At 46.4% G+C, this 10,943-nt stretch carries 14 protein-coding genes; 7 read left to right on the top strand and 7 right to left on the bottom strand.

The window, feature by feature from the left end:
* Positions 1-150: 150 nt before the first annotated feature.
* From Q0218_RS11875 to Q0218_RS11900, 6 genes are read left to right on the top strand one after another with little or no spacing between them, the layout of a single operon-like run.
* Entirely contained in the window at positions 151-2,319 is a 2,169-nt protein-coding gene (locus tag Q0218_RS11875) for an AAA family ATPase (protein ID WP_297969849.1), read from the top strand.
* A gap of 18 nt (positions 2,320-2,337) precedes the next feature.
* Complete coding sequence (gene aat, locus Q0218_RS11880) at positions 2,338-2,997, top strand: leucyl/phenylalanyl-tRNA--protein transferase (protein WP_297969851.1); 660 nt, start codon at positions 2,338-2,340, stop codon at positions 2,995-2,997.
* 56 nt (positions 2,998-3,053) lie between these two features.
* On the top strand, positions 3,054-3,491 hold the full coding sequence (gene flgB, locus Q0218_RS11885) for a flagellar basal body rod protein FlgB (protein WP_297969852.1): 438 nt from the start codon (positions 3,054-3,056) through the stop codon (positions 3,489-3,491).
* Between the two features lie 9 nt (positions 3,492-3,500).
* Positions 3,501-3,998 (top strand): flagellar basal body rod protein FlgC, encoded by a 498-nt coding sequence (flgC, locus tag Q0218_RS11890; RefSeq protein WP_002946576.1) that lies wholly within the window; start codon positions 3,501-3,503, stop codon positions 3,996-3,998.
* Between the two features lie 5 nt (positions 3,999-4,003).
* Positions 4,004-4,306 (top strand): flagellar hook-basal body complex protein FliE, encoded by a 303-nt coding sequence (fliE, locus tag Q0218_RS11895; protein ID WP_297969854.1) that lies wholly within the window; start codon positions 4,004-4,006, stop codon positions 4,304-4,306.
* 3 nt (positions 4,307-4,309) lie between these two features.
* Positions 4,310-6,187: a penicillin-binding protein 2 gene (locus Q0218_RS11900; protein ID WP_297969857.1), complete on the top strand. Its 1,878-nt coding sequence runs from the start codon at positions 4,310-4,312 to the stop codon at positions 6,185-6,187.
* Between the two features lie 779 nt (positions 6,188-6,966).
* Here the strand turns inward: Q0218_RS11900 and Q0218_RS11905 are convergent.
* The 4 genes from Q0218_RS11905 to Q0218_RS11920 all read right to left on the bottom strand — a co-directional run bounded on the left by Q0218_RS11905 (position 6,967) and on the right by Q0218_RS11920 (position 9,750).
* The gene (locus tag Q0218_RS11905; protein ID WP_297969859.1) at positions 6,967-7,389 is read right to left on the bottom strand and encodes a Sua5 YciO YrdC YwlC family protein; all 423 of its coding nucleotides are present in this window, start codon (positions 7,387-7,389) and stop codon (positions 6,967-6,969) included.
* Between the two features lie 271 nt (positions 7,390-7,660).
* Positions 7,661-8,572: a DMT family transporter gene (locus tag Q0218_RS11910; protein WP_297969861.1), complete on the bottom strand. Its 912-nt coding sequence runs from the start codon at positions 8,570-8,572 to the stop codon at positions 7,661-7,663.
* A gap of 31 nt (positions 8,573-8,603) precedes the next feature.
* Positions 8,604-9,401 (bottom strand): site-specific DNA-methyltransferase, encoded by a 798-nt coding sequence (locus tag Q0218_RS11915; RefSeq protein WP_297969863.1) that lies wholly within the window; start codon positions 9,399-9,401, stop codon positions 8,604-8,606.
* Positions 9,394-9,750, bottom strand: a complete 357-nt coding sequence (locus Q0218_RS11920) for a DpnII family type II restriction endonuclease (protein ID WP_297969866.1) — start codon at positions 9,748-9,750, stop codon at positions 9,394-9,396. The genes Q0218_RS11915 and Q0218_RS11920 overlap by 8 nt, the downstream gene beginning before the upstream one ends.
* Between Q0218_RS11920 and Q0218_RS11925 the strand changes: the two genes are divergently transcribed.
* The gene (locus Q0218_RS11925; protein ID WP_297969868.1) at positions 9,718-10,065 is read left to right on the top strand and encodes a DpnII family type II restriction endonuclease; all 348 of its coding nucleotides are present in this window, start codon (positions 9,718-9,720) and stop codon (positions 10,063-10,065) included. The two genes, Q0218_RS11920 and Q0218_RS11925, sit on opposite strands and share 33 nt — an antisense overlap.
* On the opposite strand, the gene Q0218_RS11930 is transcribed toward Q0218_RS11925, so the two are convergent.
* The 3 genes from Q0218_RS11930 to Q0218_RS11940 form a co-directional block, all read right to left on the bottom strand.
* The gene (locus Q0218_RS11930) at positions 10,021-10,215 is read right to left on the bottom strand and encodes a DpnII family type II restriction endonuclease (RefSeq protein ID WP_002950704.1); all 195 of its coding nucleotides are present in this window, start codon (positions 10,213-10,215) and stop codon (positions 10,021-10,023) included. The genes Q0218_RS11925 and Q0218_RS11930 overlap by 45 nt on opposite strands.
* A gap of 7 nt (positions 10,216-10,222) precedes the next feature.
* The gene (locus tag Q0218_RS11935; RefSeq protein ID WP_297969872.1) at positions 10,223-10,414 is read right to left on the bottom strand and encodes a DpnD/PcfM family protein; all 192 of its coding nucleotides are present in this window, start codon (positions 10,412-10,414) and stop codon (positions 10,223-10,225) included.
* A 38-nt stretch (positions 10,415-10,452) separates the two neighbouring features.
* A partial coding sequence (locus Q0218_RS11940; protein WP_297969874.1) for a GyrI-like domain-containing protein occupies positions 10,453-10,943 on the bottom strand: 491 nt, incomplete at its 5' end.

Below are 10,943 nucleotides of genomic sequence, written 5' to 3' on the forward strand. Positions count from 1 at the left end.
TGGCGGGCGTCTACACAAAAGAGATCGCCCAGACTAAGCAAGGAGAGACGCTAAAAGCCGCAGCCACCGCAGGCTATCCGCTAAAAGCCGTCATCGAGGAAGAGTAGCCCGCAAAAACGGGCGCACAAAAGGCGCAAGGAGGAGGAAATAATGTTTGACTCGGATTTAAGCTATCTTTTAGAAAAGGCCGGGCAGTTTGCCTACTCGAATTTTCACGAGTATCTAACGAGCGAGCACGTACTTTTCGTGCTGGTAAATTTAAACGAAGAGACTAGAGACATCCTAGCTGACGCCGGACTCACCGACGTCGAGGGACTAAAAAGCGATCTAAAAAACTATCTTTTGCAAACCAACGAGCAAGTCCCGCACCACAAACAGCCGCGCATGACAGTGCTTTTGGAGCAAATTTTTAAGGAGCTAAACGCCGAGCTAAAGGACAAAAACGTCGGCATTAGGGATTTGCTTTTTAAAATCGCGGCCAGAGGCGATACGTACGGGGCAAAAATTTTAGAATTTTACGACGTCGATGCGCAAAAGATAAAACAGCGCGCAAAAGACGACGACAAGCAGGCTCGCGCTAAAAACTTCCAAAACCTTGCCAAATACTCGTCAAATTTAACCAAACTAGCCGCCCAGGGCAAGATCGATCCGATCATCGGGCGAGAAAACGAGCTAGCAAGGCTAATGCAAACCCTAAGCCGCCGCAAGAAAAATAATCCGATCCTAGTAGGCGAAGCTGGCGTGGGCAAAACAGCCGTAGTCGAGGGGCTCGCGCTAAAAATCGCAAGCGGCGAGGTGCCGCAGCGGCTAAAGCAAGCGCAAATTTTTGCCTTGGATATCGGCGCGATGATAGCGGGCACGAAGTACCGCGGCGACTTCGAAAAACGCCTAAAAGACGTGATGGACGAGGTGGCCGAGCAAGAAGACGCGATAGTTTTTATCGACGAGATCCACACGATCGTGGGCGCGGGAGCCACGAACGGCGGCGGACTTGATATGTCAAATTTGCTAAAACCGGCTCTCGCAAACGGCTCGCTTCGCTGCATCGGAGCGACGACCTACGCGGAGTATCGCAGCTTTTTTGAAAAAGAAAAAGCCCTCTCACGCAGATTTGCTAAAATTGACGTCGTAGAGCCTAGCACAGACGAGAGCGTCGAGATACTAAAAGGGCTTCGCGCCAAATACGAGAGCTTTCACGGCGTCAAATTTAGCGACGAAATTTTAGCCAAAAGCGTGGAGCTAGCCAAAAAGTACCTAAACGATAGATTTTTGCCCGATAGCGCCATCGATCTCATCGACGAGGTCGGCGCGGCTTTAGCCCTACAAAACAGAAGCAAAACCGTAAAAATGTCCGATCTAAGCGCGGTTTTAAGCAAGATGGCAAATATCCCCGATACGAATCTAAAATCAGATGCCGCAGCAAATTTGAAAAACCTAGCCCAAAGGATAAAGTCCGAAATTTTCGGCCAAGACGAGGCCGTAGATACGCTAGTAGCGGCGATCAAGCGCTCGTATGCGGGGCTAAAACAGCCAAACGCGCCCGTTGGAGTGTTTTTATTTACAGGCTCAAGCGGCGTGGGCAAAAGCGAGCTAAGTGCGGCTCTAGCGCGAAATTTGGGCGTACATTTCGAGCGGTTTGATATGAGCGAATACATGGAAAAACATAGCGTATCGCGTCTCATCGGCGCGCCTCCGGGATATGTAGGTTTTGAAGAGGGTGGCATACTCACAAATGCCGTTAAAAAGCACCCTTATAGCGTGATTTTGTTTGACGAGATCGAAAAGGCCAGCGACGAGATGATAAACGTCTTTTTGCAAATTTTTGACGGCGCGAGCCTCACCGATAACACGGGCGCAAAGAGCGATTTTCGCAACGCCGTCATCATAATGAGCTCAAATTTGGGCTCAAAAGAGGCTCCGACGCTTGGCTTTAGCAAAGACGAGAGCGGTAAAGCGGACTCGGCGGTAAAGGGGTTTTTCAGTCCCGAGTTTCGCAACCGCATCGATAAAATCGTGCATTTTAACGACCTTAGCGAGGACACGCTAAGTCTCATCGCGCAAAAAATCATTAACGAAATAAACTCAAGCCTCGCCGAGAAAAAAGTCGCCATAAAAGCCTCCGCCGAAGCTAAAAAATACCTCTGGCAAAAGGGCTATAGCAAGGAATTGGGCGCGCGAAATCTAAAACGCCTAGTGCAAGACGAGATCTCGACCAAACTTAGCGACGAGATACTTTTCGGCGCGCTAAAAAACGGCGGCGTCGCAAATATCGCGCTAAAAAACGGCGAGCTTGCGTTTAAATTTGAAACTCTAAAATAAGCGGACGCGGGGTCAAATTTGGAAAAAATTTATAACTTCCCAGACCCCGCAAACGCTCCTGCAAACTCGCCTTTAGCAGTCGGCGGCGACCTAAGCGCCGATGCTCTTTTGCAAGCTTACGACAAAGGCATTTTCCCATGGTTTTTGCCCGGCGAGCCCATATACTGGTGGTCGCCAGACCCCCGCGCGGTGCTAGTTCCAAGCGAGGTGCGCGTGCAAAAAAGCATAAAACCCGCGCTTAAAAAATTTGAAGTACGATTTGACTACGACTTTGAAAATTTTATAAAAATCTGCAAAAGCGAGCGCGAAAAAAAGGGGCCCACGTGGCTAAGCGAAGATATCGTGCGCGCATACGTAAATTTGCACCGCCTAGGCATATCGCACAGCGTGGAGGTTTACGAGGACGGCGAGCTAGCGGGCGGGCTTTACGGGCAAATTTTCGGCAAAGTCTTTTGCGGCGAAAGCATGATCAGCCTAAAAACGGGCGCGTCAAAGGTCGCTCTCATCGCGCTTTGCCGCGCTTTAGAGCCGTTTGATTTTCTCATCGACTGCCAGATTATGAATGAACATCTAAAATTTATGGGCGCAAAAGCGATGAAGCGAAGCGAGTTTTTAGCCAAATTTAGCGAGCTAAAAAAGCTGCCTAGCGGGTTTGGCGAATTTAAGAATTTACCCTAAATTTGGAACGTCTTTTGCTTATTATCTCATAAAATTTAGAGAAAAAGGGCAAGAAAATGTTCGCAGGTATCCAAACCTCAAAATCAAAACCACTCGTAGAAAGCGCGCTGGCAAGCAGAAATTTACGCCAGCAGATGATTTCTAGCAACATAGCAAACATAGACACGCCTTTTTACAAAGCCCGCGACATCGCGTTTGAAGCTGCTTTGTCGCAAACGGTGCAAGAAATATACGGCAAAGACGAAAATAAAATTTTAAAACTCGCGCAAACGGACGGCGCGCACTTCCCTCGCGTGGATTTTCCGACGTCAAACGGGGCGACGATATTTTTACGCGACGGGCACATGGCGCGAAACGACGCAAACACAGTCGATCTAGACGTCGAGACGACCGAGCTTAGCAAAAACGCGATAATGGTAACCGCGCTTGATCGCGCCATGAGGCAAAGCGGCCAGATATTTAAAAACGTTATCGACGCTAGCAGCAAAATTTAAGGATAGATTATGAGTAATTATTTAAGCGACTTTGATATCAGCGGATACGGACTAAGCGCTCAGCGCTTTAGGATGAACGTCATTAGCTCCAACATCGCCAACGCAAACACCGTGCGAACGGCAGAAGGCGGACCGTATAGACGCCGCGAGGTGATATTTAAGGCGGTTGATTTTGATAGCGTACTAAACGACGAAGTGGCGAAAAAACATAACTTGCTCGAATACGAAAATCCGCTAGACGATAAATTCTATACAAAAGACGCAAAACCTGCTATAATGAGTGTCGTAGTTGACAAGATAGTGCGCGACGACAAGGACTTCAAGCTAAAATACGATCCGTCTCACCCCGACGCCGACGCGAGGGGCTACGTAGCGTACCCAAACATCAATCCCGTCATCGAAATGGCGGATCTGATCGAAGCTACGCGCGCCTATCAGGCAAACGTTTCGGCATTTCAATCGGCTAAAACGATCGCTCAAAGCGCGTTAGAATTATTACAAGGTTAAATTTTATGACAAATATAGATAAAATCGGCTCGGTTGCTTCGCCGTTTGAAAAAAAAGAAGCAAATACTCTGCAAAACCAAAATGGCGAGCTAAATTTCGGCGACGTACTAGATAGCTCGCTAAAAGAGCTAAACGAGATACAAATCAACGCGGACAAAGCTATCGCCGACCTAGCGACTGGCGAGGTAAAAGACCTGCACCAAGCCGCTATCGCTATTGGCAAGGCCGATACATCGATGAAGCTTATGCTAGAGATCCGCAATAAGGCTCTAAGCGCGTATAAAGAAATCTCAAGAACGCAAATTTAACCCTTGAATCGGCGAAAATCTGAAACTATCGGCCTTTTCCTGCTGATTTTAGGGCTTATCGGTATATTTTTAGCGGTTGTTTTTTATCGCTCGAATATCGAAAGACGCCTGCCTAAACTTGAAACCAGCGAAGTAAATACCGCTCTTCGCGGCAACATCATAACCAAAGACGGCTTTAGCGTGACCGGCTCTCAAAAGCTATACAAAGTCACGCTAGACGTTAGAAATATCGATCCCGACAAAAAAGATTTGTTTATAAGACTCTACTGCATATATAGCGGCGACGATGAAAAATCCGTTAGAAAAATCATAGACCAAGCAAAGGGTGCAGTGACGCTATCCTATAAAATCGACGCTAGAGGCGCGGCGTATCTACAAGAGCTATCCAGAAAACTGTACAAAAAGAAAATTTTTATCTCTTACGAAGACCCAAATACTGGCGTAGCCGTGCTACGCGGTATGAATATCGTAGAAAGCGGAGAAAGTAGGCAATACGTAGCCGCAAACGCGCTCACGCCGATGATAGGCTACGTAAAAAAGATAGAAAAAGACGGTATAACTAAAACTCAAGGCGTAAAAGGCGTAGAAAAAGCCTATGAGTACTATATCTCGCCGATACAAGACGCCAAGCTGCTAGGCCCAAAAGACATCGGAAGCAATATTATCTTAACCAGCGATTCAAATTTAGCTAACCGCGTAGACGGCTACGACGTCATACTAAATGCTTCGCTCAAATTTCAAACTAGACTCGAGCAAATCATCGATGAAAAGAAGGAATTTCTAAACGCAAAAGAGATAATCGTAGGCGTCATGGACTCAAAAACCGGCGGCCTGCTAGCGCTTGCTAGTACGTCGCGATACGATCCTTCAAATATCAGAAAACAAGATTATAAATTTTTAAATTCATCCGCTACGGAGTACGCGTACGAGGTCGGGTCGGTTTTTAAGCCGTTTATATTCGCCGTTCTTTTAGCAAACGATAAGATCAATCCGCTAGAGCGTATAAACACCTACAACGGCGTCTATCAGCTAGGGAAACGCACGATAAAAGACACTCACCCGGAGCCCTTCCTCACGGCCGAGGACATCATCGTATATAGCTCAAATATCGGCATGATACAAATAGTCCAGCGCTTAGACGGGGCTCAAATTTACTCAGGACTACAAAGCTTTGGCTTCACACAAAAAACAGGCATCGATATGCCATACGAGCAAGTCGGAAATATGCCGCCCGTAGCCAAGCTAAATTCTCAAATTTATAAAGCTACGATCAGCTACGGATACGGCTTGCAAGCTACTTTTATCCAGCTTTTAAAGGCGTATAACGTGTTTAACAATAAGGGCATAATGGTAACGCCAAAGGTCGTGGACTCGCTTTATAAAGACGGCAAATTCTACGTAGTAAACGACCCCAAACCCGTTACCGTGCTTTCCGCAGAAGCCGCGGAGCGAATGAAACGCATCCTCATAAGAACCGTAGAAATCGGTACGGGCAAAAGAGCCAAGATAGAAGGACTAGAAATCGGCGGCAAAACCGGAACCGCGCACATCGCGACGACGGGCGGCTACGGCAATACCTACAACGGATCGTTTTTCGGCTTTGCTAACGACTCTCGCGGCAACTCATATACCATCGGCGTTTTAACCAGAGAGCCCAAAAAGCCTTATTATTACTTCGGCGCACAAAGCGCCCTACCGACATTTAGGGCGGCAGTCGAGCTGATGGTGGAGGAAGGGTTTTTAAAACCGGATGAAAATTTAACCGCGCCGCAGACGACAACTACGCCCGAGTCTATCGCAGCGACTGCAAATGCGACGCAAAAGCAACCCGTGCAGACAAATCAGGATAAAAAACAGACCGCGACTAAAGCCAAAAAATAATCGCGAGCGAAACTAGGCGCCGCGTCTGCGTATTTCAAAAGACCCACGCTTTTACTTGCTTCGCCGCGTTTTTCGTATTTATCTCTGTAAATTTACTGCTAATGCTACCCCGCCCTACCTAGAAAATTTCATACGTTTGCGACTCTGCTAAATAAGCTAAAATGCGCCGTCTTAGTATAAACGCAAAAGCCGTCTACTTAAATTTACGCAAAAGTAAATCCGAAATTTACTAAATTTATAAAAATATTTTGAGACGATAAAACGGCTATGCGCTAGGCGTACCACGGTATTTCAAGAAAAATTTAGCCGCAAATCGCCGCTTGCTTGCAAAACGGCTGCCAGCACGCGATGACCTTTAAACGGCTAAATGCTCCCTTTGGCACGGCGATCGTTTTGCGTTTGCGCCCATGGATACAAACTAGCTGTAAGTTAAGTATTTTAATATCACCTAAAACCGTATGCAAAACGGCGGCGACGTAAAAGCGCCGCATTTATCTTTATAAGATAAGTCTAAAAAGATCGTAAGCCTGATAAATCAACCCATGAATGCGAGATAAAACAAATTTTGCGTATTAGGCACGCTAAATTTTAAGATTTATTTAACCCCATAAAGGCGCACGGCTGGGCTAAATTCGGCCGATTGATAGGCTTGTGCTTTAATTTTGCCAATTTTATCAAGCTAAAATCGCCCGCTCGTTTGCAAAATAAATGCCGCGCTATAAGCCAAATTTCCATACTCGGGTATCACGCCCGCGCGCTCTACGCTATCAAGCAGATAGCTACCTTATGCGCTTTAAGTTCGTTTTTGAAATTTTATAGATTTTCGAACTTGCGTTTTGGCTGAAATTTTGATCCACGACCTCGTCAGCCGCCGCTCTCGCCCACTCTTCGTCGAAGTTTTGTCCGTTTAAATTTGCGCTACTGGAGTAGAGCCAGTCAAATTTACGTAAAAACTCCTCGTGAGCGCACTCTTTCACGACGCGCACGGCTCTAGTGTTCGGATACAAAAACGTCGTTTTTCTAGCACGGCGCACTAAATTTTTAAATTTAGCGGGCACGCGAGCGAGATTTTTTAGTTCGCTAAGCTTCGCCGTCGTTATGAGGCAGGGTTTATCCGCCGCTCGGCATTTGAGTGCGTTTATCTCGCGAAAATCTTTACTCAAAAATCCCGCCGTCGTATCGGTCTGTGCCAAATAAATCATATTTTTCTCCAAATTTAATCTCTTAAACGTCGCTCACGTCCGGCTTACCGCAAATTTTGCTACGATTTTTGCCCGAAACGAGCGCATAAAAACGTCGCAAATCAGCGCCTAATTTTATCTAAAACTTAGGCCAAGCCTAGTTTTAATCGCACCCGAGCCGCCTCGCTTGCAAAAATTGCTTCTTCGAGCTTTTTAAAACAAGCCTTTGCTTCTCGCAAAAAAGGACGCGCTTATGATTTGATTAAATTTGACGCGATTACGCCTTGGCATGTTAAATTTTACGCCTTTTATCGTCCCTGGCCAGCAAAAATATGCACGAGATGATGAGCGTAAAGCCCGCAAAATCAAGAAACACAAACTCCGTCCCCAGCCAAAAATAGGCAAACGCCGCCGCGCTAACGGGCTCGATGCACGCGATCATGCTCGCCCTGCTCGCGCCTATTATCTTTAGCCCCGTCATGTAAAAGCTAAACGCGCATATCGTGCCCAAAATCACCACCGTCGCAAGCGCCGCAAAGCCCTGCGCGTCGCTCACGCCGCCTAGCTGCCAAACCCGCGTGTAAAGCGCGAGCGCGCCGCCGCCGATGACCATGCCCCAGCCTAAATTTAGCGCGACGGGGTATTTTTGATTTAGCTTCGTTGGGATGAGACTATAAATCACGACGCCAAGCGCGCTAACGAGGCACCAAACCAGCGCCTCCGCGCTGATAACCAGCGAGCCAAGATCGCCGTGGGTGGCGAGCAGCACGACGCCCAGCACCGCGAAAATGAGCGCGATGAGCTCGACTTTTTTAGGCGCGCGCCGCTCCAAAAAGCAAACGACGGCAAGGATGAGCGCGGGGGCGGAGTACTGGATCACGGTCGCGACGGCGGCGTTTGAGAGCTCGACACCGCAAAAGTACGAATACTGCGTCATCATAAGCCCAAAAAACGCGTAGATGAGCAGCTGCGGCAAAAGCACGCGATCTTTTAGCGGCGCAAAGGCTAGGCGCGGCGAGCGAGCGATGTAATACGCTACCATCGCAAGCCCCGCAAGGCTCAGGCGGTAGGGTACGAGCCAGTCGGCGCTGACGCCTTTTTGCGTGAACAGATACTGCCCGCAAACACTGCTAAATCCCCATAATACGCCGCCAAGAAGAGTGATGAAAACGCCAAAAAATTCGCTTTTTACTAGATTTTTCATTGCGCGATTATAGCTAAAAATTTCGGTCTAATCAATCTAACTTATTTATATCCAAAATCCTACGCCTAAAAAGATCGAAATTCGCGTCGAGTTCGCTTTTGCGGTTTATAGAAATTTCTATAAATTCCCGCTCTTTTTCGATGCCGATGAATTTTCTCCCGAGTAAATTCGCCGCGATACCCGTCGTCGAAGAGCCGGCAAACGGATTGCAAATCACGCTATTTTCGTTGCTCGCCATCAATATAAGCCTTATCAAAAGAGAAAGTGGCTTTTGTGTAGGGTGCTTACCGCAAGCCTTTTCCCACGGCGCTATCGCAGGAAAGCTCCAAACGTCTTTCATTTGCTTATCGTCGTTTAGCTTTTTCATCAGTTCGTAGTTGAAAATATGCTTAAATTTCTCGCTTTTTCTTGCCCAAATTATTTGCTCGGTGCTATGCGTGAGGTATCGGCAGCTGAAATTTGGCGGCGGGTTGGTCTTTTGCCAAGTGATGATGTTTAAAATTTTATAGTCTAGCTTTTGCAGCGCCCGGCCGATCGAAAAAATATTGTGATACGTTCCGCTTATCATTACGCTGCCGTTATCCGTAAGGGCGTCTTTGGCAAGAGCAAGCCATTTGATATTAAATTTATCTATCTCGTCTATACCGAAACCTTTATCCCAATCGCCTTTATTTACGCTTACGATTTTTCCGCTTTGAATGCTAAGTCCGTCGTTTGAGAGAAAATACGGCGGATCGGCAAAAATGAGGTCAAACTCTCCCTTAAATTTAGGCAAAATCTCAAAACAATCGCCTTTAAAAAGCTTAAAATCATCGGATAGCTTAAACATTTTTAAGCTCTTTTACGAAATATTGAAGCGTAGAAAGATTATAAATTTTAACGCTTTTGTAGGCCTCTTCAAGCTTGTTTTTAGCGGCACGCCAGCCCTGTCCGTCCGTTATCCAGACGAATTTATATCCGCCGCAAAGCGAGATTTTTTGCGCTATTTCGATGTAAGATCTTGCGACCTCGTTTAGCTTCGAGCCGCCCGTGCTGTAAAAATTCGCCTCTATCAGATATGTTACGCCGCCCACGGTTATAACGAAATCAAAAATCTTTTGATCGCTTCCTAAATTTAGAGCGAATTTTTTACTACTAACTTCGGTTTGAAAGCCGATATTTTTACTCTTTTTAAGCAAAATAAAGAGTGCTTTGATACGCTAAATTTGCTCATAGCCGTTCGAGATAAAAATACGGACGTAGTCGCGGCAAGCGGCGAACTAACGAGGCTGAAAGCGTATTTTGAAAGTCCCGAAAAAATTTACGAGTTTTGCAAAGAAACGGGACTAGATAAAATTTTTATGGACGCAAAGATAAAGAATTTGCACGATTACGTGTTTGGTGTGGAAGTCGGACTCGATACGAACGCGCGGAAAAATCACGGGGGCGTAAATTTCTCTCGAACTATTTCAGAGTATTTTAAGAGTGAAAATATCGGTTTTCAAATCTTTTGATCCGAGCAAAAAATCAAGCGTATGAAGCTTGATAGAAACGGCTTTTAGATTTTTGCCGCATTTGTTAAAGTCGGTAAAGTAGCCAAGGCTCGCGTTCGTCTTTCTAAGCGAGCGTAAAAAGTCATCGAATTTCGTTAAATTTGGTTCCATAAAATTCCTAAATTTCAGTTTTCGGCTCGTCCGCGATCGTCGTTTTAAAATCCGCACAAACGAAGTCCTCCGCACCTAAAACGATCTCGCTATTTTCGTAAGCCGCCCGGGCGATCTTACACGCTTCTTCTTTATTTCTTGCTTTAATAACGACCCTTCTCGCCGAAGTTTCGATAATCTCTACTTCAAATTCTTTCATTATTTTCCATTTATTTTTGCACTTGTCGCAATCGTCCGCTAAATTTTTCTAATCGGCAGTCTAATTATCGTTTTGCATTTTTTCGGGTCTATTTTTCTGGGGTCGCTTAGGTAGATTTCATGATGCGTCCTTTGCTCGCCAAAGTCCTTTGCATAGCCGTTTGCGGCGATAAACTCGTCTATTTTAGCAACGCTACCAGGCTCATCGTCAAAGCTGCCCAAATGTAAAATTTGCACGCAAAGACCTTCGTCAATCCTTAAAAACTCCGCCATACCGCAGTCTAGCTTCTTTTTTGAAGCAGCCTGCCGTACCGCCCAGTCGAAATTTTCTCGCGTGACAAAACCAGGCAGTCTGATCGCGCTAATCCAGCTAAAATCGCTCTTTCTAGCATAGTCTGCCTCGCCGCAAGCCGAGCCGCTTTGCCGCCAAAATCCTTCTAACGGCGGCACGACGTATTCAAAAAAGCCATCTATTTTATAATCGGTTTTGTAGCTCATTTTTAGCGCGTAACTCACGGCGTAAAGCACCT

This window comes from uncultured Campylobacter sp. (assembly GCF_938039245.1).
Taxonomy (GTDB): Bacteria; Campylobacterota; Campylobacteria; order Campylobacterales; family Campylobacteraceae; genus Campylobacter_A.